The following is a 23,608-nucleotide window of genomic DNA, read 5'->3' as shown; positions in this document are numbered from 1 at the left end:
GTTTTTCCTGAACATGTGTCCTGAACGTGTGTTCTAAAGAACTTATCGCAGCAAAAAAATTAGGCAGGCAGCGCCAGCCCCAGCAGGCGTTCCGGGGTAGCCGACTCCCGCGGCACCACATCCACCAGTTCGCCGTCGCGCATCACGGCGATGCGGTCACAAATGGAGCTGACTTCGGCAATATCGCTGGAGATCACCACCACGCTTTTGCCCTGATCGGCCAGGTCGTAAAGCAGCGAATAGATATCCCGCCGCGCACCTACATCGATCCCCCGGGTCGGCTCGTCCATGACGAAAAGATCAATTTCTTCGGCAAGCCAGCGGGCCAGAATCACCTTCTGCTGATTGCCCCCAGAAAGTTTGCCGATGGGTGATCGCGGGCCCGGTGTTTTGATGCTGAGCTGCTGGATATAGGATTCGGCGTTGCGCCGTTCACGGCCGGGGTGACGAAAAAGCCCCCAGCGTTTGAAAAAGCGCCGACAGCTGATATTGAGGTTGTCGGCGACGCTGGCCACCGGGAAGATGCCCTGGGACTTGCGATCTTCCGGGCACATGGCAATCCCGGCACGAATTGCCTCGCCGGGGCTTTTGAAGCGCCGCGACTCACCGTTAAAGGTCACGCTGCCCGCTTTGGGCGACTCGACCCCGCACACCAGCCGCAGCAGCTCGCTGCGCCCGGCTCCCACCAGACCAAACAGCCCAAATACTTCGCCACGCTTGACGGAAAAACTCACCGGCGCCTTTAAGCCACGCCCCTGGATACCTTCCACGTTCAACACCACCTCGCCATGTTCCCGAGCGCGATAGCCGTATACGTCGTTGATATCGCGACCAACCATTTCACTCACCAACAGGTCGTTATTCAGCGTCGACATATCCTCGTGGGTGCGAATATGCTTGCCGTCGCGGAAGATGGTGACCGCATCGCACATCTCAAACACCTCCTCCATGCGATGGGTCACGTAGAGCACGACTCGCCCTTCATCGCGCAGCCGTTGAACGATGCGCTTGAGTTGACGGGTCTCCTGAATCGAAAGGCTACTGGTAGGTTCATCAAAGGCGATCACCTTGGCGTCCCTCAGCAGCGCCCGACCAATTTCAATCATCTGCTGCTGGCCGATGGAGAGCTCGCGCACCTTGGTCGAGGGATGGATGTCGCCCTCACCGAGATCGGCCAGAATCGCCATGGCTTTTTCTTTCAACTGGCGACGGTTAATAAAGCCTCGCCGCGACGGTAGCTGACCTAGCAGCAGGTTTTCGGCCACCGACATATTGGGTGAGAGCGTTAACTCCTGGTAGATAATCGCGATCCCTTCGCGCAGCGCTTCCCTGGCATTACTGAACACATGGCGCTGACCATCGAGCCATAGCGCGCCTTCCTCCACGCGATTAACGCCGCTCAGCACCTTGAGCAGGGTGGATTTACCTGCGCCGTTCTCGCCCATTAGGGCATGCACTTCCCCAGCGTGAGCGGAAAAGCTCACCCCATCCAACGCACGCACGCCGGGGAAGACAACGCTGATCGCATCAAAACGTAGATAAGCATCAGACATACGTGAGCACTCCTGCCAATGGCCCGTTACAGGTTTTGTTCTTTACAGACCCAGCGCTGCACGCACTTCCTGCCAGTTATCACGTGTCATTAGCGTGCCAGAGGTTTCGGTATTGGCCGGTGGCTCTTGGTCTTCGCTAATCCAGCGGTAGAGGTCTTCGGCGGTCTGACGGCCATGCATGGTAGAGCTCACCGCCACAGTACCGTGAAAGCCAGTGGGGTTATCGCGGGAAAATTCAGCAAACGCAGCGCCCGAGCCGTTAATCCCCACCCCGATCACGTCTTCTGCTGCCATACCGTACTGCTCGGTAGCCCTGACCCCGCCAAGCACACTCTCTTCATTCAGGGCGTAGATAATCCAATGTTCATAATCGCCATACTGAGAAAGTACCGGCGAGGCCGCTGAGAAGGCACTGGCGGTATCGCTATTCTGCTGGGGCGCATCGAAAATGTTGGCTTCCGGGAAGCCCGCGGCGAGCAACGCCTCGGTGGCGCCATCGGTACGCTCTACCGCCGTAGGAAGCTCGTTATTGGTGATGCGCAGCGCGGCCACCTCTTCGGGGTTCCAGCCACGGGCTTCCATCTCGGCGGTAATCGCTTCACCCACCTGCCGACCAATTTTGGTGCCTGACATACCCAAATGCGGCACGCCTTCCATCGGCTCACCGCTGGTATTAACAAACTGATCGTCGACGGTGACTACTTTCATGCCGTATTGATTAGCACGGTTCATGATGGCTGGCCCCAAACGCACGTCCGGCGGACAGATCACAAACCCCTGTGCGCCTTGGGCATAGAGGTTATCAATCGCGCTGAGCACTTCCTGACCATCCTCCCCGCCCAGGCGTACCACGTCGAAGCCGAACTCTTCGCCAACTTCAGTGGCGGCCTTCTGTTCGTTAATAAACCATGCCTGCTCGGGTTTTTTAACGATAAAGCCAATCTTCACCTCGTCTTCCTGGGCCTGCACTGATCCCAGCGAAGCCAGCATAATCGCGCTACCGAGGGCTAACCGGGCAAACGTTGTCGTCAATTTCATTGTCATACTCCTGAGATTTTAAACGTTGTTTTTATTGATGTTTCCATCTTTTTATTAGCAAACCATTGGCGGTTATGAATCAACATTCGGCTGGGCCGAAAAGCGATATACCGTACGTGAGCGGTAAGTATCGCCGGGCTCTAAGATTGTGCTGGGAAATGCCTCCTGATTGGGGGAGTCAGGGTAGTGCTGGGTTTCCAGCGCAAAGCCGGAGCGATGCCCGTATGCCTGGCCCTGCTTACCGGTCAGGTCACCGTTAAGAAAGTTACCTGAGTAGAATTGGATCGCGGGTTCGGTGGTGGTGATCTCCACCATGCGGCCACTCTCGCGCTCCCACACCTTGGCAGCCAACACCAGCTCATCCGCTGCCGCATTATCGCGATCCAGCACAAAGTTATGGTCATAGCCGCCGCCGAAGGCGAGCTGTTCATTGTCTTGCTCAATACGTTCGCCAATCAGGGTCAACTGGGTAAAATCGAACGGCGTACCGTCTACCGAGCGGAGCTCGCCAGTAGGGATCAGGGTGTCGTCGACCGGGGTAAACTCAGCGGCGTTGATCATTAGCTGATGATCGAGAATGGTGTCGCTACCCTCGCCTTTTAAGTTGAAATAGCTGTGCTGGGTAAGGTTGATCGGGGTGGTTTTGTCGGTCACCGCCCGATAATCCACCATCAGTTCGTCGTTATCGGTCAGCGTGTAGGTAACTTCTGTTTCCAACCTACCGGGGTAGCCCTCTTCTCCATCTTCGCTGGTATAGCGCAACACCAAACCCGTGCCTGCTTCGCTTTCGAACGGTTCAGCCTGCCACAGCACTTTGTCGAAGCCCTGATCACCGCCGTGCAGATGATTATTGCCATCGTTTGTCGCTAATGAATAGCTTTCGCCATCAAGGGAAAATTGGCCGCCCGCGATGCGGTTGCCGTAACGCCCGATGAGGGCACCGAAATAAGGGTTGGCCTGGCGGTACTCATCGGAAAGGTACGCTTCCAGGGAGTCGAAGCCCAGCGCGATATCGTCGAATTCGCCATCCATATTAGGGGTTTTCAGCGACAGGATGATGCCGCCATAGTTGGTCACCCGCAGCTCGATACCGTTGGCGTTAGTAAATTGATAAACATCGACCTGGCGGCCGTCCGGCAAGTGACCAAGCATTGATTCCTCCATACCGCCTTCGACGTTATTACTGACAGCAGCTTCAGTTTGCGCCTGGGCAGAATTAAGCATGATTAGCGACATACCGGCACTCAGCAGCAGTGTGTAACCAGCACAGTATTTCTGACGGGATATGAGTGGCATGAACTTTCTCCTTGAGAACATCGTTATTGTTGTTGGCGTGTTGTTATTAAGTCGTTGCCATCAAAACGGCGCTTTCACCGCCGCCACATGCGTTACAGTAGAGAATTCCGTCATAACCAACCAATATACAAATACATTAATATTGATATGCTTTTTGTTATCAACCTTAACGCAGGGCTTATCCTATGGGCGTTTTCAATGAGAACCGGCATTCATACATGCGACTAAAGTTGCGTTACTTCTCGCTTTTTTTCACTGAAAAAAAGCGCCCATCATATAATGGGCGCCAAAGATCAAAACAGTACTTACCGCTACTCTTATCAGAAAAAGTATTTCAGACGTATTCTGACACCGTAACGATCAGTATCGCTGCTACTCACATCACTCTCATGGTCAACGTAGCTGTAGTAAGCCCCAATATAAGTATCGAAGTCATTCAACCCTAGCACATTGGCAAACCGATACGACGTGTAAACCGTGTTCGACTCATTGCGCCCGGCGGGGGTAAACATATCTTGGTCAACGTCGATGCTGGGATTCACTTCATCAATCTGGTTACGTGCATAAATATACCCCAGACCAATATTGTTCCAGATGGTATTTAACCCAATGGAACTATTGCTCTCTTCGTGAGCCTCTAGGTGGGCCAAACTGAAATTAACGATTAAATCACCTCCATTGTAAGAGGCTGTGGCACCGTAACCCGTACGGTCGCCGATATCGGCTCCTCGCTCGTCAACTACCGAGTCGCTGACCACATTGGTTTCCATACCCAGCGCAAATGACCAATCGCTAGGCTGCCAAGCGATAACCGGGCGAACGATAGCGGCGCTCTTAGTATCATTATTAATGCGGTAGCCATGGTACGTATCGCCATCAAAAAGGCCCGAACGATCGCCCATCAGCGTGGCGACCTCAGCGTAGAAGTCGTTACCAAAACGGTGGCTGAGTGCAATTTGACCTGAATCGCCACGCCCTCGCCCTTCACGGGCCTGATAGACATAACTCTGCCCGTCACTATAGAGGCTATCCGATGTCGTTCCGCTGTACTGAATAAAAATATCATGCCCCAGCGGGAATAAATCAAAGGCTTCGAAACGACCCACTTTGATCTCGGTTCCTTGCTCACTACCCACCGCTAGCCAAGCATCATCCAAGCCCGCATTACCACTGGTACCCCAAAGTGGCTGTAACTTGAACCGCGCAAAGTTCCCTCGGTGATGGCGCTCACCACTAACATCTAACAGTATCCGCCCATTCTGATTGAAGCGATCATCGCGGTCGAGGGGCTCACCTGATTGGCTTCGAAAAAGAGAAACGCCTCCTTCATGCTCGTTATAGGCATTAATATCCAGCTCTACATCGCCCCCAAAACTTAGCGAGCCTCGCTCATCTTCATAAGTGACAGCCGCCATCGTCGAAGTGGCCATTCCCATTGAGATAGCAACTACCAAGGGGATTTTTTTATATTTAGCTAACAGCATGTCCATTTACCCTTCAAGATTATTGTATTTAAGATTAAAACGATAAAAGTGTGATTCTATATTTTTTACAGAAGCTCCCTATGAATGGATTAACCATCCGTCAGATATATCAATAAGTATGTGGCGATACCAAAAAATATCTGTTCTTCCCATAAAATGGACGAGACTAACCCTGGCAAGCAGTTTCAGCTGATGCCCAAAAAACAGAAAGCAGCAGATAAACGGCACTAGACCCTTTGGTAATGGCCATTAAAATTAGTTATCTTAACAATCATCGTTAGCTTATCTTCATAACTTCACCTCCTTATTTCATGAGCAGAATTAGCGAACTAAAACTGCATTTCTCTCTTTCATGAGGCACCAGTAAAAATTCAAATAATAAATCACAGGCACCTCACCTAACCAAACTTTTAAAAGCGTTATTCATTTAACAGCAGTTTGCTTTGATACTCTTCGAGTGCGCTTTCATTCACTACTGGCCAACCATCAGTCCATTCAACTTCCGCTATTTTAAGCTTTTGCAGTCCTTCATCAGCGGCTTCGTAAGCGTGGACGACCAGATAATCCTGGCCATCAAATTGGTAGATGCTGTTATGGCCGACCCCATACCAATCCTCATTTCCTTCAAGAAGAATCGTTCCTCCTCCCGAGGCCATATCAATACCGTCTTGATCCAGATAAGGCCCACGTACATCCGCCGCGCGGCCAACGGCCAGGTGGTAGGTACTCTCTTCACCACGACAACACTTGCCGTATGAAACGAACAAATAGAAGTAATCGTCATGTTTGAATATGAAGGGGGCTTCAATCTCTGCGGGGCCAGCTTCACTATCGGGAACGAATGCCGGACGCTCTAGTTTTGCCAAGGTGTACCACTCTTCCGGCTGAGCCAAATCGATCAAATTATCTGCCAGACGAACTAGCTTTATGCCTCCCCAGAAAGAGCCAAAGCTCATCCAGGCAACGCCATCCTCATCAATGACGATATTGGGATCAATGGCATTCCAAAGATCACGGTTTGGCACTGACTGTATAACGACACCTTGATCAACCCATTGATAATCTGGACTCTCAGGATCCAGCGTTTGATTCACCGTCACACCAATCGCCGATGTATTAAGCCCGAAAGCAGACACCGAATAGTAAAGGTAGAACTGACCCTCATGCTCAATGATATCAGGTGCCCAAAGATGGCCTGCAAACCCTGGTACCACTTCCCGTGCCCACTCTGGTTCGGGCTCGAAGACCTGTCCTTCATGCTCCCACGTCTGCCTATCCTGAGAGCTATAGAAGGTAATCCCAGGCCCGGTAGAAAACAAATAATAGGTATCTCCTTCCTGGGTCATCACGGGGTCGTGAATACTCACTTGTGTATCTGCTGAAACCGCCGCGCTTATACTCACCATGCTTAAGCTGGCCATGCTCAAGGTCGCCGTGCTGAATAGAACAGCGGCTGATGCGGATATCTTCTTTGTCAACATGGCGTACCGTCTGCTGGGCATGGATCGTTTACTGAGCATTGGCAGCACTCCTTCATTATTTGCAGGTATCATCCCTTGACCCCCGAGGAGATCATGACCGCTTCAGTCACTTTTTTCTGGAAGATGAGATAGGCAATCGCAACAGGGGCCGCTCCCAATAGCGCCACCGCCATCACCCGTGCGTAATTGACGCCAAAGGTATCCCTCACCTGGGTGATACCCACAGGAATCGTCATCATGCTTTCTGACGTAGTCACCAGGAATGGCCAGAAGAATTGATTCCACGCCATGATGAAGGTGATAATCGCCAGAGCAGTAGTGATACCCCAGTTGAGCGGCAAGTAGACTTTAAACAGCAGCGTATACTCACCTCCGCCATCCAATAACACCGCCTCGCGCATCTCTTGGGGCACAGCATCAAAAAACTGTTTGTAGACGATAATCACAACCGGAACAATAAGTTGTGGCAGGATGATCCCACCCCATGTATTGACCAGCCCAAGGTCATTCATCAGTACGAACTGGGTCACTACCAGCGCCTGAGTGGGAATCATGAAGCTGGCCAGAACGACCGCATACAAGAGCCTTCGACCGGGGAAGCGCATCTGTGAAAGCGCATAAGCGCACATCATCCCCGTGATTAGCACCAGTACCGTGATAATGACCGACGTCCCGATTGAGTTGACATACCACGTCAACAGCTTGGAGTTGAACAGTGCATCGCTATAGGCCGCCAGATTAAACATATCTGGCAAAAGCCCCGCGTTAGAACTGACCACGTGGTTCTCATCACGAATCGAGGTGACAAAAGCCCAGTAAAGTGGAAATATCCAGATTGCTGCGGCGGTCAATGTAATTACCAGCAACACCGTATTCTCTACTTTCCGGGTGCCGATTCTCGTCCCTCTTGGCTTGGCTGCGTGTGCAGGGGCTCTCCAACGCGGATTGGTAACTTTTTGAACAGTCACTCGCCTTTGAATAGTCACTTGCGACCTCCAATTCTCAGCAGTTGGAATTGCAGTACTGAGACAATCATGATGAGGACGAATAGAATCAGCGCCACCGCAGAGGCATAGCCGCCGTGGTTGAGCTGGAAGGCCTCCCGGTAGACCATCATCAACAGCACATAAGAGGAATTAAAGGGGCCGCCTCCGCTCAAAAGATATACCTGATCGAACAATTTGAGCTGGAGAATAAGCTGCAGCGTCAGCACCAGCGCAGTCACCGGCCATAGCAGCGGCCAGGTAATTTTCATAAATAGCTGACGCCGGGAGGCCCCATCCAAGGCCGCGGCTTCATACAGATCAGGAGAAATATTGCGCAGCCCGGCAATAAATAGCAGCACATTGAAGCCGTTGGCCCACCAGATGGTGATGGCCGCGACAGTCGGCATTACCCAGGAAGGATGATTGAAGACGGCAACCGGCTTCCCAGTTACCCATTCCAGTAGCGGCTGGAGTATGCCGAACTGAAAATCGAGCATCCAGGCCCAGACCTGGGTAACCACTGAAACGGGCAGAATATAGGGCAGGAAAAAGACCGCGAGCACCAGCGCCTGCATACGCCCCGCCAGGCGATTGACTGCCAAAGCAATGGTCAGCGCAATCACTGTGGTCGGCACGACCGTCAATAACACGAAGTAGCCGTTGTTCTTGAGCGAGGTATAAAACAGGTTATCGCTAAAAAGGCGCCGATAGTTATCCAGACCTACCCATTCACCCGAACCAATCAGGGGGGCATTGGTAAAGCTCAGCTCGACCATTTTCAGAGTGGGATAGAGGAATACCAGCGCGAAGATAAACACGAAGGGCGCGATCAGTGTCATCGCCACCACGATATGCTTACGCCGGTTTGTGATCATAGCCAATGGCGGAACTCCCTTGAGTACCGCACTACTGATACCTTCATCAGGCCTGCATCAGTAGCGCGGGTGGCAATAGTGTTTTAGCCAATGTGGCCCTAGTTAAGCAGCGCCTGCAGCTCTTGTTGCATGTGCTCGGCAGCCTGCTCCGGCTCCAGGAAACCGTGGATGGCGGGCGCAATGACATTCAGCGCCGCATCGTAGACGGGGGAGGCAACACCGGCGATATCCGAACGGGCGTCGTACACCGCGTCATCGGCAAGCGATGCGTATGTGGCATTGGGCTCCATCTGGGTAAACGCTTCGCTTTCGGCGACAGGGAGATAGGCGGGAATATGACCGGCAGCCGCCCAGTCGAGGGAGTGTTTTTCCATCCATCCGATCACGGTCATTACCGCTTCACGTTTTTCAGCGGGCATTTCCTTGTCGCCCTGGATGGGAATAGCAAAGGCGTGACTATCGGCCCAGATAGCGTCCTCTTCAAGCAACGTCGGCACCGCTACCGCTCCCCATTCAAAGCCGAGCGTTCCCGCCTCCTCCATATCGACCAGCGTGGGTACCTCCCATACACCGTTGATAAAGAAGGCCGAGCGACCGGACGTAAACAGTGCAACGGATGCTTCGTATTCGGCATGCTCAGGCTGATAGTTGTTATTTCCCCACTCTTGCATGATCGCAATCGCCCGCGCGGCCTTGTCCAGGTTATCGCCAGGCAGCACCTCGCCGTTTTCGATCAGCGTCCCGCCCTGTTGGCTAAGCAGCGTATGGAAGATTCGCCAGATACCACCAGGCCCGCTCGTCTGGTAGGAGAGCGGCGTCGCGGAACCATTGTCCTGGGCCAGCGCCAGCGCGGCATTTAGATCGTCCAGATTCTCGATGCCAGTCAAATTGCCTTCTGCGTCGAGGTAGTCGCTGCCTTCGAGATAGCTCTTGTTGTAATAAAGTACGATCGAGTGGATATCGAAGGGCACTGCATACAGTGCTCCCTCATCGTCGGAAGCGGCCTCGATCGAACGCGGGAAGAAATCGTCGCGAGCAAGCCCCGCATGGTCAAGATCGCTGTCGGTAATAGGCGTCAGAATGCCTTCCGACAGTGCCAGTGGCACCCTCGACAGGTGGTAGCTCATTATATCTGGCCCTTGCCCGACTGCCGCGGCAGTGCGTACCCGGGTGTAGAACGGCACGCCCCACTCCGATGAGGTGGCATTAATCTGGATATCCGGGTGTTCCTCATTGAATTGACTGATCAGCGCTTTCATGCGCTGGCCATCCCCACCCACAAAGAAGTCCCACCATACGACTTCGGTCTGTGCCAGCGCAGAGCCAGCAGTGGCAAACGTTGCCGTCGCCAGTACCATCGATTTCAGTAATTTCATTGTTATTGTCCTCTTACGATTAAAATTTCAGCTGAAGCGCTGAAGACAAGCGCTAATTCCATCCGGCACTAGCGCCAACGCTGGCCATTCTGGTCGAAAACCAGCACATGCCGAGCTTCGGCCCAGACCGATATGCTTTCGTCCTGATGGGATTGGCGTTCGCCCCGGCGCTCAATCACGATTTTCTGTTCGCCCTTCAAGCGCGCGTGGAGATAAGCAACGCCACCGAGATTCTCAGCCATCTCCACAGTCGTGCTTACCCCCCTTTCACCAATGTGCAGATGCTCAGGGCGTATACCCAGGGTCACCTTCTGGCCCGCTTCGAGTGTGGTATCGGTCAGTTGTGCCTCCAGCGTCTGGCCGTCACTACCCTCTATCGTCGCCAACACCCCGTCAGGGGTGGCAGCACTCACCGTGGCCGACACAAAGTTCATCGCCGGGGAGCCAATAAACCCGGCAACAAATTGATTGGCAGGATCGTCATACAGCGCCAGCGGTGTCCCTGACTGCTGGACGACGCCCCCGCGCAGGACAAAAATCTTGTCGGCCAGCGTCATCGCCTCAACCTGATCATGTGTCACATAGATCATGGTCGAGCCTAGCTGCTTATGGAGCAGAGACAGCTCCATGCGCATCTGTACACGCAGCTCGGCATCAAGGTTGGAGAGCGGCTCATCAAACAAAAACACTTTGGGCTGCCGCACAATCGCTCGGCCAATTGCAACCCGCTGACGCTGCCCACCCGACAGTTTGGAAGGCTTTTTATCCAGCTGCTCTTCGATCTTGAGAATGCGAGCCGCCTCGTTGACCTGCTTGATGACCTGATGCTTGGGCGCCTTGGCCAAACGCAAACTAAAGGCCATGTTGTCGAACACGGTCAAGTGCGGATAGAGAGCGTAGGACTGAAACACCATAGCCACTCCACGCTGCGCGGGTTCGGTCTGCGTGACGTCCCGGCCCTCGATTTCGATAGCACCTGCACTGGTCTCCTCGAGCCCTGCGATCATACGCAGCAGTGTCGATTTCCCGCAGCCGGATGGGCCAACAAAGACCGCAAACTCGCCCTGGGCAATCTCCATCGACACATTGTCGATAATCCTGGTCGAACCAAAATCCTTGTCGACGCCTTTCAGCGTAACCCCAGTCATGCGCTGGCTCCCTTGGCTACATCAGCCACATCAAGACGTAATACATGGTAGGAGAGCGCGGCCAGATCCCCCTTGACGCGGCCATTATCGACACCCACACCAGTGCCATCCCGCGGCGCCACTGCATTGGGCTGGTCTGGCCCATTGGTATCGCGCAGACCAAACCCAGCCATTACCTTGTGTTCAATCAGACGGGCGCCAGGAAACCCTGTCAGCGCCATGTCGAGCTCGACAGTCTCCTCAAGATGACGGTTGACCAGAAACAGAGTGGCCGTACCGGCCTTTTCATCATGCACAGCGGCGGCGTCGAGATAGTTCACATCATCGGCCACTGTGCAGTCGTATGTTGGGCCATCGACCGCCACCTTCAGTGCCGTGCCTCGTCCATAAAGCGAGGCGAACTGGTAGGGGTAATAGATCGTTTGCCGCCAGGCGGGCCCGCCCTTTTCCGCCCGGATGGGAGCAATGACGTTAACCAGTTGAGCGATACAGGCAATCCGCACGCGGTCGCTGCGGCGAATAAACTCATTGATCAGCCCGGCAACGAATAGCGCGTCTTCGAAGTTGTAATCCTCTTCGAGCAGATCCGGCGCTTCCGGCCAGTCCCACGCTTGCCAGCGCTTGGCGTCTACTTCACGGCGGTGATACCAGACATTCCACTCGTCGAAACAGATGTAGACATCATTTTTGGCGCGCTTCTTGGCTTTCACAAAATCGATCACGCCACCAATGGCTTGGATATACCGTCCGGTCTCCTCGATCTTGGCAAAGTAGTTCAGCGTATCGTTGCTCGAATTGCCGAAGTATTTATGCAGCGAGATATAGTCGACATTCTCGTAGCACTCTTCGAGCACTTCGCGTTCCCAGTCGGGGTAGGTCGGCATCTGATCATTGGATGAGCCACACACAATCGCTTCAATATCGCCATCAAGCGCCTTGAGTGCCTTGGCCGTTTCATTGGCCAACTGACCATACTCCCTGGCCTTCTTATGACCAATCTGCCAGGGCCCATCCATTTCGTTACCCAGGCACCACATCTTGACATTGTAGGGCTCTTTTACCCCATGGCTGCGGCGCAGGTCTGACCAGTAAGTTCCTTCCGGGTGTATGGCATATTCGGCGAAGTTGCGCGCATCCTCGAGGCCACGCGAGCCAAGGTTAACGGCGAGCATCATCTCGATATCCGCCATCTCGGCCCACTGAGCAAACTCGTTAATACCGACCTGATTGGTCTCCTTTGAACGCCAGGCAAGATCCAACCTCACAGGACGCTGCTCTTGGGGGCCAATACCATCCTCCCAGCGATAAGCGGATACGAAATTCCCCCCAGGATAGCGAATAGCAGGAATCTTCAAATCACGCACCAGTTCGAGCACATCTTTACGAAAACCATTATGATCGGCGTGGGGATGGCCGGGCTCATAGATTCCCGAGTAAATCGCCCGCCCCATATGCTCAATGAAGGCAGAATAGAGGCGGTCATCAATACGACTAATCTTAAAATCTCGGTGTAATGACGCACGAATGCGCATAAAGGCTCTCCTTACCATGACATAGCTATGCTTAATGCAGGCATATACGCCCGATTAACAAATCAAACCTATGAGTTAGTGATATGAGTTAAACAAGTTAATTCCGGCAAGAAGAGTGAATAGATTTAACAGTGAACATAGCGCTTCTCTTATTGTGTTGTTTGATCAAGTTTCATGCATTGCAAGTAGCTAACATGTTCGCCTTGCTAGTACCGTTGAAAAATCGGTAGCTTTCTCTGGCGTCCGATAACAGCAACAAATAGCGGTTAGCCTGGCAAAACTCACCATCGTAAGTCGCCCTATTGTTCGTTTGTTGTTTTAAGCTGCCGCGATAACTACGGTTTATCACCATCGGTACAGCTACTACAGTAGCCGCGTCTTGCATAACCAACCAATATACAAACACCTTATTATTGATATACATTAAGTTATCAATAACAATTCAGAGCTTATATCATGGGCATTCTCGGCGAGAGCTGGTTTCTAGACGTGCGACTAAAGTTGCGCCATTTCCAACTATTTTTGGCGCTGGAGGAGCAGCGCAATCTGCACCGTGCAGCGGATCAGCTCAATATGAGCCAGCCCGCCGCCTCAAAACTACTCAGTGACCTGGAGGCCAACCTGGGTATTCGACTGTTTGATCGCCACCCCCGCGGGCTAACGCCGAACTGGTACGGCGAAATAATGATTCGCCATGCCCACAGCATGCTCTCGGCGCTGCACCACACAGGCGAAGAGTTAAATGCACTAGGCCAGGGAAGTGCGGGCACGGTAGCGGTCGGCACCGTCATGGCCCCAGCGGTCACGCTGCTGACCAGTGCCATTGAGCGGGTGCACCGCGACCGGCCGGGGCTCAAGATCAGTGTGGATGTGGATGTCAGCAAGGTGCTGGTACCGCGCCTGCTCGAAGGCGAGCTGGATTTCGCGATAACCCGTATTCCTGCAGGCGTCGATGCCGAGCGCTTCGTATTTGAGGAGATTGGTGAGGAAGAGCTCTGCTTCGTATGCCGCCAGGGTCATCCGTTAGCCGGTAAACAACCGCTGAGTCTGGCGGATATGGCGGGCTACCCTTGGTCACTACAACCCCCAGGCGCGTTGATGCGTCAGCGGGTGGATAGTCTGTTTCTGCACCATCAGGTCACACCACCGCGCCAGATCGTCGATACCGCCGATCTACTGCTCTCGCTGGCGCTGGTGGATAAATCCGATACCATCACGGTAACCACCCGGGAAGCCGCCGACCTGCTCTGCCCACCGCAGCGTTTTCACCTGCTGCCGTTCAGCGAGACGCTCAGCGTGCAGCCCTATGGGCTGGTGAGCTTACGCCACCAGCGACTCTCCCCCGGTGCTGCGGCGCTAATGAGCACGCTACGCGAGATTATTGCCCAGTCCGGTTAATGCGAGTGACGCGGCACATCAGAGCCCCGGCAGCCGACCAGAAAGTCAAAATCACAGCCCTCATCGGCTTGCAGCACGCGCTCGATATACAGCTGACGGTAGCCGCCCTGGCTGGCGATCAGCGTCGAGGCGGCGGTGGGGTCGCTTTCGGCCAGGCGCGAGGCCAGCTCTTCATCGCTGATATCGAGGTGCAGTCGCCCGCTGTCGCAGTCGAGCTCGATCCAGTCGCCGTTGCGTACCGCGGCCAGCGGGCCGCCCGCTGCGGCTTCCGGGGCAACGTGCAGCACTACGGTGCCATACGCCGTGCCGCTCATGCGGGCGTCAGAAATACGCACCATGTCGGTAATGCCCTGGGCGAGGATCTTGGGCGGCAGGCCCATATTGCCGACTTCCGCCATGCCGTGATAACCGCGTGGGCCGCAGTGTTTCATGACCAGAATATCGTTGGCTTCAACGTCCAGATCCGGGTCGTTGATACGCGCTTTATAGTCGTCAAAGTCTTCAAACACCACCGCACGACCGCGGTGCTGCATCAGTTCCGCCGTCGCTGCCGAGGGCTTGAGCACTGCGCCGTTGGGCGCCAGGTTGCCGCGCACCACGCAGATGCCGCCATCCGCGGTGAGCGGGCTATCCAGCGGGCGGATGACCTCGTCGTTATACAGCGGCGCGTCCTTAACGTTCTCCCAGATAGTCTTGCCGTTGACGGTTAAGGCATTTTTGAACGGCAGACGATCCGCCTCACCCAGACGCTTAAGCACCGCAGGTAAGCCGCCAGCGTAGTAGAACTCCTCCATTAGAAAGCGCCCCGAGGGCTGCAGGTCGACCACCGTCGGAGTGCCGCGACCCACCCGGCTCCAGTCGTCTAGAGTGAGATCCACACCGATGCGACCGGCAATCGCCTTGAGGTGAATCACCGCGTTAGTGGAGCCGCCAATCGCCGCATTGGTGCGGATGGCATTGTCGAAGGCTTCCTTGGTGAGGATTTTGGAGAGCCGCAGATCTTCGTCGACCATCTCAACGATGCGGTTGCCGGAAAGATGCGCCAGTACGTAGCGGCGGGAATCCACCGCGGGGATGGCGGCGTTATGGGGCAGTGAAGTGCCCAGGGATTCGGCCATACAGGCCATGGTGGAGGCGGTGCCCATGGTGTTGCAGGTGCCCGCGGAGCGGGACATGCCAGCTTCCGCGGCCATAAAGTCGTGGAGGGATATCTCACCGGCTTTGACCTGCTCGGAGAGCTTCCACACCACGGTGCCGGAGCCGATGTCCTTGCCCTTGTGCTTGCCGTTGAGCATTGGCCCGCCGGTGACCACGATGGTGGGAATATCGCAGCTCGCCGCGCCCATCAGCAGCGCCGGGGTGGTTTTGTCGCAGCCCACCAGCAGCACCACCGCATCAATCGGGTTGCCACGAATGGCTTCTTCCACGTCCATGCTCGCCAGATTGCGGGTAAACATCGCCGTGGGGCGCAGGTTGGATTCGCCGTTGGAGAACACCGGGAACTCCACCGGGTAGCCCCCCGCCTCCAGTACGCCCTGCTTAACGTGCTCCGCCAGCTTACGAAAGTGGGCATTGCAGGGGGTCAGCTCCGACCAGGTATTGCAGATACCGATAATCGGCTTGCCCTGGAACTCATGGTCGGGAATACCCTGATTTTTCATCCAGCTGCGGTACATAAAACCGTTTTTATCGGCGGTGCCGAACCATTCAGCACTACGCAACGGACGTTGACGTTGGCCCATGAAGTTAACTCCTTGTTTTAGGTCGAAGACTGCTGACGATCTGGCGGTAGGCGTGATGTCTGCGTCGAATGCGCAAGACACTAAACTACCCCGCCTATCTAGTCGACCATACAAAAGTATATGTTGAACAATTGCTCTTAATGTTCAACATTACCCTCCCGCATGGGTCATTTACCCGTTGCATTACAGCGTTAACCACCATGTTCTCTACAACGCTTTTCACAACGCTTTTCAAAACAAGAACCTTGAGGATTAGTGCCATGCTCAAATCGAAATACAGCTTGCTACTCACTGGCTCAGCCCTGCTGCTAGGCCTTTCGACGGCTCAGGCGGCTGAGTACGAATGGAAATTTCAGGCGTCAGAAACCTCGGGCGAACCCAGCTTTAAGATCAAACAGGAGTGGGCGGAGAAGATCACGGCAATGACCGATGGCCGGGTAGAAATCGAAGTAATGCCGATCAACTCCGTGGTTGGCCCCACCGAAACGCTGACCGCCGTTAGTGCAGGGATTTTGCAGGGTCATATGACCGACCCCAGCTACTTCTCCGGCCAGGATCCCGCTTTCGGCATGCTCGGCAACCTTGTCGGCGCCTGGCAGAACCCCTATGACTTCCTGGAGTACATGAAGTACGGCGGCGGTGAAGAGCTCTACAACGAACTGGTTGAACCTTATGGCGCGCATTTGATCAGCGCAGCGACCTTTCCGTTGGAGTCGGTGCCCTCCACGGTGCCCATCGAATCCATCGCCGACTTTGAAGGGCTAAAAATCCGTGCTCCTCAAGGCATGGTGTACAACATCTTCGAGCGCATCGGCGCCACGCCGGTTAACCTGCCGGGTTCTGAGGTGTATACCGGCCTGGAAAAAGGCGTGATTGACGCCGCGGACTCCACGGTGCTCTCGAATAACGACGCCATGGGCCTACACGCCTTCGCCCCTTACCCGCTCTACCCAGGCTTTCACTCCATGCCCATGATCGCCGTATCGATCAATAAGGATATCTGGGATGGCCTGCCCGAAGAGCTGCAAACGACGTTGCAAACGGCCTTTGATGGCATGGCCTATGATCTGATTGCCCGACTCAAGGAGCAGGATATCGAGACACTGCAGCGGCTTCAGGATGACCCCGATGTTCACCCCTTTAACTTACCTGAAGAAGAGCGCCAGAAATTCCGTACCGCGGCTGAGCAGGAGTGGCAAGAGTGGGCAGGCGAAAACGAGATGACCCAGAAAATCTATGACTCGGCGACCGCCTTTTTGCGCTCGCGCAATCTGCTCTAACTTTTTGCTCTCAAATCGGTTTCATTAACCTAACCAACGCATCGCTCGGGATTCCTCCCCGAGCGCTGCGCGTAGAGTCGCGCCATGTCTCAAAAAACTCCTGACAAGCAATACCGCTCTCCTCCCACTCATGACCTTCCCGAGATTCTCGAAACGGTTGAGGAGATAGCGCCCGAACGCAATGCCTTAGACCGCTTGATTGCACGGGGCGGCCGGGGCGTTTCCTGGCTGGTGCTGGTGGCAATGGGTATCAGCGTCGTCGAGGTCTTTATGCGCTACGGTTTCAATAACCCTACCTCCTGGGTGCACGAAACCGTGGTGTTTCTGATCGCGGTTATCTTTGTGCTTGGCGGCCCAGCGGCCATGGCGCGTAATAGCCATATTCGCGTCAAGGTACTCTACGACAGCGCCGGGCCAAAACTGAAGTGCTGGATGGATCGCTTCAACGACCTACTCACCCTAATTTTCTGCCTGACGATGAGCTATGCCGCCTTTCATATGTTCTGGGGAGCGTCGCATAACCCGCTAGGCGAGTGGTCGCTGGAGCGCTCCGGCACCTCCTGGAATCCGCCCTTCCCCGCCATGGTCAAGGGCATGATTTTTTTTGCTCTGACACTGATGACGCTGCAGGCCTTGCTGCATTTATGGCAGTCGCTTAAGGCGAAGCCCCATACCGAGGAGGCGCGCTGATGGATATTTCAACCGCTACGATCCTCATGGTGGGTGCTATTTTCGCGCTGCTGGTCACCGGCCTGCCGCTGGCGTTTATCACCGGTTTGGTGGCCATGGCCTTCACCTTCGGCTGGTTCGGTGAGGCGGCACTCCCGCTGGTCACCAGCCGCGTCTATGGGTTTATCACCGAGTATTCGCTGGTAGCGGTGCCCATGTTTGTGTTGATGGCGTCGCTGTTGGATCGATCCGGCATCGCCAAGGATCTGTTCAACGCCATGCGCGTGTTTGCCGGTCGCCTGCCGGGCGGCGTCGCGGTGCAGACCATCGTGGTGGCGTTCTTTCTGGCCGCCCTGTCGGGCATCATCGGCGGGGAGATCGTCCTGCTGGGGATTCTGGCGCTGCCGCAAATGCTCCGCCTGGGCTACGACAAGCGCCTCTCCATTGGGGTGGTGTGTGCCGGGGGCGCCCTGGGCACCATGATGCCGCCCTCCATCGTACTGATTATCTATGGCTTGATCGCCAGCGTATCGATTGCTGACCTGTTCGCCGCAGCCGTTACTCCGGCGATAATTCTAATGGGCTCTTATATTGCCTATGTGCTGGTGCGCTGCCTGAAGAATCCCGCACTGGGCCCGCCGTTGGATAAAGACACCCAGGACAATCCTTTCGCCAGCAAGCTGGACGCCGTCAAAGCCATTCTGCTGCCAGGGCTAATTGCCTTTCTAGTGCTGGGCACTATCTACGGCGGTATTGCCTCGGTCACCGAGGCAGCGGCCATGGGCGTCTTCGGCGTACTGCTCGCCACCATTGTGCGCGGCGAGTTCACCCCCGGCATGCTGCACCATAGCCTGGGTCAGACCATGAACACCTGCGGCATGATCATCTGGATCGGCATCGGCGCCGCCGCCCTGGTGGGCGTTTATAACCTGATGGGCGGCAACCGCTTTGTGTCGAGCTTGATCCTGGGGCTCGACGTTGCACCGATTGTGATCATTCTGGTAATGATGGCTATCATGCTGGTACTCGGGTTATTCCTCGACTGGATCGGTATCGCCATGCTGGCCCTGCCGATCTTTCTGCCCATCGTTATTCAACTGGGTTTCGACCCGATCTGGTTCGGTATTCTGTTCGCCGTCAATATGCAGGTGTCGTTCCTGTCACCGCCCTTCGGGCCCGCCGCCTTCTACCTTAAAAGCGTGGCACCGCCGGATATCAGTCTGAAGGATATCTACCTGTCTGTACTACCCTTTATGGCCATTCAGCTGTGCATACTCGCGGCGCTATTGATATGGCCGCAACTGGCCATTTGGCCACTATGATAACCGCCACCTGCATGAGGAGAACGCCATGCGATTAATTCAGTGTGACCACCAGGGCCAGGTTCGCGCCGCGCTGGTCGAGAGCGAAGAGCGGGTCAGACTGCTCGACGGTGATACCTACACCCTGGCCAACCGGGCGATTAGAGCCGGTAAGCCGCTCAGCGAGATAGTGACGGAAGCGCTAACCGACACCCGCCTTGATTACCAAGCGCTGGTCGACGATAAGCGCCTGCTGCCACCGCTGACGCATACCGACCCGGCGCACTGCCTGGTGACCGGCACTGGCCTTACTCATCTGGGCAGTGCCGATACCCGCTCGGCGATGCACGCAAAAGCTCAAGCTGCTGAAGAGGATATGACCGATTCAATGCGCATGTTCAAGCTGGGCGTGGAAGGCGGCAAACCCGACGCAGGCCAGCTTGGTGCTCAGCCGGAGTGGTTCTACAAGGGCGATGGCCAGTGCGTGGTAGCACCGGAAGCAGCGATTCCCTCTCCCGCCTTTGCTGAAGATGCGGGCGAGGAGCCCGAGCTGGCAGGCCTTTATGTAATCGGCAACGATGGCCAACCCTGGCGAGTCGGCTATGCTTTGGGTAACGAGTTCTCTGACCACGTCACCGAGCGCTTCAACTACCTGTGGCTGGCCCACTCCAAGCTACGCGCCTGCAGCTTTGGGCCCGAGCTATTGATCGGCGAACTGCCAGCCCATTTGGAGGGCACCAGCCGTATCCAGCGCAGTGGCGAAACAGTGTGGGAGAAACCCTTTTTAACCGGCGAGGCCAATATGGCCCACAGCTTGGCTAATCTGGAGTATCACCACTTTAAATACGAAGGCTTCCGCCGACCCGGCGATGTGCATGTGCACTTTTTCGGCACCGCAACACTGAGCTTCGCCGACGGCATTAAGGTGCGCGAAGGCGATCGCTTTGAGATCAACATCCATGAATTTGGCCGCGCCCTGCGCAACCCGCTACGGGTGGAAGCAGACGCACCGGCCATCAGCGTGAAAGCGCTTTAACACCTGAATTTTTACACTTGAACTTTTACCACCCACAGGAGGTTGTATGACTCTGGAAGGCAAACTACTTATTGGCCAGCAGGCCATCAGCGGTAAACAGGCGGACATTCAAGCCGTCAATCCCGCCACTGGCGAGACATTGGCTCCCGTCTACCCTGGCGGCGGCAAAGCGGAAGTCGAGCAAGCGTGTGAACTTGCCGAAGCAGCGTACGCCACTTACCGCGAAACCTCGCTTGAAGACCGGGCCGTGTTCCTGGAAACCATCGCCAGCGAGATCGAGGCAATCGGCGAAGAGCTAACCGAGCGAGGGGTCGCCGAAACCGGCCTCCCCGAAGCTCGCCTACAGGGCGAACGAGGCCGCACCTGCGGCCAGCTACGCTTGTTCGCCAACGTGGTACGGGCCGGCGAGTGGCTTGATGTGCGCATTGATCCCGCACTACCCGATCGCGAACCGATGCCGCGTGTCGACCTGCGCCAGCGGCATATCGGCCTGGGCCCGATAGCGGTGTTTGGCGCCAGTAACTTCCCGCTGGCCTTCAGCGTGGCCGGTGGCGATACCGCTTCGGCGCTGGCCGCGGGTTGCCCGGTCGTGGTCAAGGGTCACTCTGCCCACCCCGGCACTTCCGAGCTGGTGGGACGCGCCATTCAGCGCGCCGTTGCCAAGTGCAACCTGCCTGAAGGCGTTTTCTCACTGCTGTTTGGTTCGGGCAAAGAGATCGGCCAGGCGCTGGTCGCCGACCCGCGCATCCAGGCAGTGGGCTTTACCGGTTCACGCGGCGGCGGCACGGCGCTAATGGCCACCGCCCAAGCGCGGCCGCAGCCGATCCCAGTTTACGCCGAGATGAGCTCCATCAACCCAGTATTTCTGCTGCCGGAAGCGCTCAAAGCGCGCGGCAAAGCTATCGCCGAAGGGTTTGTTGGCTCGCTCAATATGGGCGCCGGGCAGTTCTGCACCAACCCAGGGCTGGTGATTGCGGTTCAGGGCCCAGAGCTGGACGCCTTTGTTGAAGCGGCCGGTGAAGGGGTCAAAGGCAGCGCCGCCCAAACCATGCTCACACCGGGCATTCACGACGCCTACCAGCAGGGCGTTGATCGACTCGCCAACCACGCCAAGGTCACCGAAGTGGCTCGTGGCCAGGCAGGCGAGACGGCGAACCCTTGCCAAGCGGGGCTGTTCGTTACCCAGGCCGAGGCGTTCCTCAACGAACCCGCCCTCCAGGAAGAGGTGTTTGGTTCGACTTCATTGGTGATTGCCTGTGCTGACACCCAGGAAGTGGCGAAGGTCGCCGCCCAGCTCGAAGGTCAGCTCACCATTACGCTACAGATGGATGACGGCGACCTGGAGACCGCCAAGCAACTGCTGCCCACCCTGGAGCGCAAGGCGGGGCGGATTCTGGCCAATGGCTGGCCAACCGGTGTAGAAGTGTGCCACGCCATGGTACACGGCGGGCCTTATCCGGCGACATCGGACTCCCGCACGACCTCGGTGGGCAGCGCGGCGATTTTCCGCTTCCTGCGCCCAGTGTGCTACCAGGCGCTGCCGGAAGGATTATTGCCCGAAGCGATCCGCGACGGTAACCCCTATGGGGTATCCCGTTTGGTCGATGGCAAGCGTGAATAAACGAGCGTCACTTGAGACGTTACTCGATAAAGGCGTCGGTGGTTTCACGATGACCGTATAGAAACGCATCGGCGACCTGGCGCAGCGGGGCAACATCCACCTCGCTGCGTTTTTTTGCGATCAACTCGCCAAAACGCGCGTAGAGACCTTGATATTCGCGCTCTTCAGCGTCGATCAGAACGTCGTCGTCAATCAATAAACGACAGCCGCCCTGGGTAAGGCTCAGGCGACTTCCATCGCTGTCGATATGCATATCCCAGGTAGGCGGGCCGCTCTGGCGAAAATCAAACGCTGCTTTAATTGACGCGCCTTCGGGGTCAGTAAAAGTGAGATCCGCTGCAATGGGGGCTTGCGCGTTACTAGGTACCTGCAGGCGTGCTTCTTGCAGGAAAAATGGCTGCGGCAAAATAGCGGTGGCAATCGACAGCGCGTTAATACCCGGATCAAATACGCCCATGCCACCGGGCTCCCAGATCCACGCCTGACCTGGATGCCATACCCGCACGTCTTCCTTCCACTCGATCTCCACCCGCTGCACCTGGCGTTCGGCTAACCACTCCTGGGCCTGGGCCACGCCGGGAGCAAACCGCGAATGCCAGGCGGCAAACAGGCTAACGCCCTGCCTGGAAGCGGTGGCAATCAAATCCTCTACTTCGCTTAGCGTCGCCCCCGGAGGCTTTTCCAGCAGCACGTGCTTGCCGCGCAGAAGCGCTGCCCGCGCCTGGGAGTAACGCAGGTGGGTTGGCGTGCAGATCGCGACGGCGTCGATATCTGGATGAGCATCAAGCATCGCTTCCAGACCTTGGTAACCCGGCACATCAGGTAGCGACGCATAAGGATCCGCCGTGGCGATCAGTTGGCAGTTCGGGGTAGCGGCTATCGCCGGGAGGTGCTGGTCGCGGACAATTTTGCCCACGCCTACCAGGCCGAGTTTAAAGCCAGAGTTGGAATCAGACATACGCTTGCCTTTGTATTTGCCATTGAAAATAGGAATTAGGGAGCGGTATGGGGCAGCTCAACGCTGAGCCCTAATGAATTAACGCTGTGCTCAAGCCCTAGCGCCGCGGCGGTACCTGCCAACACTGCTTGGGAAGCTAAAAATGCGTCACGGGGGCGGCGCAGGCGGATGCTCTCCATCAGTTGGCGGTGGCGCTCCAGGCTCTCTTCAGGATCCACGGCATTTTCGTTGGACATGGAAACCAGCATAAAGATGGAGGGCCGCAGGATATGCGATAGCTGCGCCCAGACAATATTGTGGGTCGCCTTGAAGATCGCCTCGTGAAAGGCGACATCACACTCGCTGTGCAGGCGCCGCTCCTCTTCACAGGTAGCATTGCGAAGATTCTGCCCCAGCCCCTCGAAGGCCTCCTCGATAGCGACCAGATCCCGTGCCTTGGCACGCTTGGCGGCGGTCATCGCCACATAGGGTTCAACGTCCAGACGGAATGCGAGAATCTCGCGCTGAATATCCGGATTGGGGGCCGCATAGCGGGTCAACCAGTCGGTCACCTGGGCGTCGAGAATATGCCACTCGGAGTATTCGCGCACCTTGGAACCATGACCGGAAATCCGCTCAATAATCCCCGCATCGACCAGTTGACGAAGATCGCTACGCACCGCTGAGCGATTGATCGCAAAGCGTTCGCATAGATCCATTTCACGGGGTACTAGATCACCGGGGTGGTAACGCCCACCAAAGATCTCCTGGGCGAGATGTTCCGCAATACTGGGGCGAGCTACTGGCTTACTGGGAGATGACGTCACTGCGATAAGACCCTATTTTAATTCCTGT

General features: G+C 55.8%; 19 protein-coding genes. 6 read left to right on the top strand and 13 right to left on the bottom strand.

What is annotated here, in order from left to right; translation table 11 throughout:
- Positions 1 to 59 precede the first annotated feature (59 nt).
- The 10 genes from araG to QT231_RS04955 all read right to left on the bottom strand — a co-directional run bounded on the left by araG (position 60) and on the right by QT231_RS04955 (position 12,769).
- Entirely contained in the window at positions 60 to 1,553 is a 1,494-nt protein-coding gene (gene araG, locus QT231_RS05000; protein ID WP_308335819.1) for an L-arabinose ABC transporter ATP-binding protein AraG, read from the bottom strand.
- Between the two features lie 42 nt (positions 1,554 to 1,595).
- Entirely contained in the window at positions 1,596 to 2,591 is a 996-nt protein-coding gene (locus QT231_RS04995) for an arabinose ABC transporter substrate-binding protein (protein ID WP_064235205.1), read from the bottom strand.
- 72 nt (positions 2,592 to 2,663) lie between these two features.
- Entirely contained in the window at positions 2,664 to 3,887 is a 1,224-nt protein-coding gene (locus QT231_RS04990; RefSeq protein ID WP_308335818.1) for an aldose epimerase family protein, read from the bottom strand.
- A 320-nt stretch (positions 3,888 to 4,207) separates the two neighbouring features.
- Positions 4,208 to 5,371 carry a carbohydrate porin gene (locus tag QT231_RS04985; RefSeq protein WP_308335817.1) on the bottom strand — a complete coding sequence of 388 codons (1,164 nt, stop codon included), beginning with the start codon at positions 5,369 to 5,371 and terminating at the stop codon, positions 4,208 to 4,210.
- Positions 5,372 to 5,790: 419 nt separating this feature from the next.
- Positions 5,791 to 6,891: an arabinan endo-1,5-alpha-L-arabinosidase gene (locus QT231_RS04980; protein WP_308335816.1), complete on the bottom strand. Its 1,101-nt coding sequence runs from the start codon at positions 6,889 to 6,891 to the stop codon at positions 5,791 to 5,793.
- A 29-nt stretch (positions 6,892 to 6,920) separates the two neighbouring features.
- Positions 6,921 to 7,721 (bottom strand): carbohydrate ABC transporter permease, encoded by an 801-nt coding sequence (locus QT231_RS04975; RefSeq protein WP_308335815.1) that lies wholly within the window; start codon positions 7,719 to 7,721, stop codon positions 6,921 to 6,923.
- Positions 7,722 to 7,834: 113 nt separating this feature from the next.
- On the bottom strand, positions 7,835 to 8,713 hold the full coding sequence (locus QT231_RS04970) for a sugar ABC transporter permease (RefSeq protein WP_308335863.1): 879 nt from the start codon (positions 8,711 to 8,713) through the stop codon (positions 7,835 to 7,837).
- Between the two features lie 98 nt (positions 8,714 to 8,811).
- Positions 8,812 to 10,089 (bottom strand): extracellular solute-binding protein, encoded by a 1,278-nt coding sequence (locus QT231_RS04965; protein WP_308335814.1) that lies wholly within the window; start codon positions 10,087 to 10,089, stop codon positions 8,812 to 8,814.
- A 68-nt stretch (positions 10,090 to 10,157) separates the two neighbouring features.
- Entirely contained in the window at positions 10,158 to 11,237 is a 1,080-nt protein-coding gene (locus tag QT231_RS04960; protein WP_308335813.1) for a sn-glycerol-3-phosphate ABC transporter ATP-binding protein UgpC, read from the bottom strand.
- The gene (locus QT231_RS04955; RefSeq protein WP_308335812.1) at positions 11,234 to 12,769 is read right to left on the bottom strand and encodes an alpha-N-arabinofuranosidase; all 1,536 of its coding nucleotides are present in this window, start codon (positions 12,767 to 12,769) and stop codon (positions 11,234 to 11,236) included. The genes QT231_RS04960 and QT231_RS04955 overlap by 4 nt, the downstream gene beginning before the upstream one ends.
- Before the next feature lie 456 nt (positions 12,770 to 13,225).
- On the opposite strand from QT231_RS04955, the gene QT231_RS04950 reads away from it, so the two are divergent.
- Positions 13,226 to 14,167: a LysR substrate-binding domain-containing protein gene (locus QT231_RS04950; RefSeq protein WP_308335811.1), complete on the top strand. Its 942-nt coding sequence runs from the start codon at positions 13,226 to 13,228 to the stop codon at positions 14,165 to 14,167.
- Here QT231_RS04950 and QT231_RS04945 read toward each other — a convergent pair.
- Entirely contained in the window at positions 14,164 to 15,909 is a 1,746-nt protein-coding gene (locus QT231_RS04945; protein WP_308335810.1) for an IlvD/Edd family dehydratase, read from the bottom strand. The genes QT231_RS04950 and QT231_RS04945 overlap by 4 nt on opposite strands.
- Before the next feature lie 260 nt (positions 15,910 to 16,169).
- Here QT231_RS04945 and QT231_RS04940 point away from each other — a divergent pair, with 260 nt between their 5' ends.
- From QT231_RS04940 to QT231_RS04920, 5 genes are all read left to right on the top strand, one after another.
- Positions 16,170 to 17,189 (top strand): TRAP transporter substrate-binding protein, encoded by a 1,020-nt coding sequence (locus tag QT231_RS04940; protein ID WP_308335809.1) that lies wholly within the window; start codon positions 16,170 to 16,172, stop codon positions 17,187 to 17,189.
- A gap of 84 nt (positions 17,190 to 17,273) precedes the next feature.
- A complete protein-coding gene (locus QT231_RS04935; protein ID WP_308335808.1) occupies positions 17,274 to 17,879 on the top strand; it encodes a TRAP transporter small permease subunit in 606 nt (201 codons plus the stop codon).
- The gene (locus tag QT231_RS04930; RefSeq protein ID WP_308335807.1) at positions 17,879 to 19,180 is read left to right on the top strand and encodes a TRAP transporter large permease subunit; all 1,302 of its coding nucleotides are present in this window, start codon (positions 17,879 to 17,881) and stop codon (positions 19,178 to 19,180) included. The genes QT231_RS04935 and QT231_RS04930 overlap by 1 nt, the downstream gene beginning before the upstream one ends.
- Positions 19,181 to 19,208: 28 nt before the next feature.
- Complete coding sequence (araD1, locus tag QT231_RS04925; RefSeq protein ID WP_308335806.1) at positions 19,209 to 20,195, top strand: AraD1 family protein; 987 nt, start codon at positions 19,209 to 19,211, stop codon at positions 20,193 to 20,195.
- 46 nt (positions 20,196 to 20,241) lie between these two features.
- On the top strand, positions 20,242 to 21,816 hold the full coding sequence (locus QT231_RS04920; protein WP_308335805.1) for an aldehyde dehydrogenase (NADP(+)): 1,575 nt from the start codon (positions 20,242 to 20,244) through the stop codon (positions 21,814 to 21,816).
- A gap of 19 nt (positions 21,817 to 21,835) precedes the next feature.
- Here QT231_RS04920 and QT231_RS04915 read toward each other — a convergent pair whose 3' ends face one another.
- Positions 21,836 to 22,774: a Gfo/Idh/MocA family oxidoreductase gene (locus tag QT231_RS04915; RefSeq protein WP_308335804.1), complete on the bottom strand. Its 939-nt coding sequence runs from the start codon at positions 22,772 to 22,774 to the stop codon at positions 21,836 to 21,838.
- 35 nt (positions 22,775 to 22,809) lie between these two features.
- The gene (locus QT231_RS04910; protein ID WP_308335803.1) at positions 22,810 to 23,580 is read right to left on the bottom strand and encodes an FCD domain-containing protein; all 771 of its coding nucleotides are present in this window, start codon (positions 23,578 to 23,580) and stop codon (positions 22,810 to 22,812) included.
- Between the last annotated feature and the right edge of the window lie 28 nt (positions 23,581 to 23,608).

The organism is Halomonas sp. SpR1, from assembly GCF_031010175.1.
Taxonomy (GTDB): domain Bacteria; phylum Pseudomonadota; class Gammaproteobacteria; order Pseudomonadales; family Halomonadaceae; genus Vreelandella.
The sequence above is the reverse complement of the archived record's forward strand: the minus strand, read 5'-3'. Positions and strand labels throughout refer to the sequence as shown.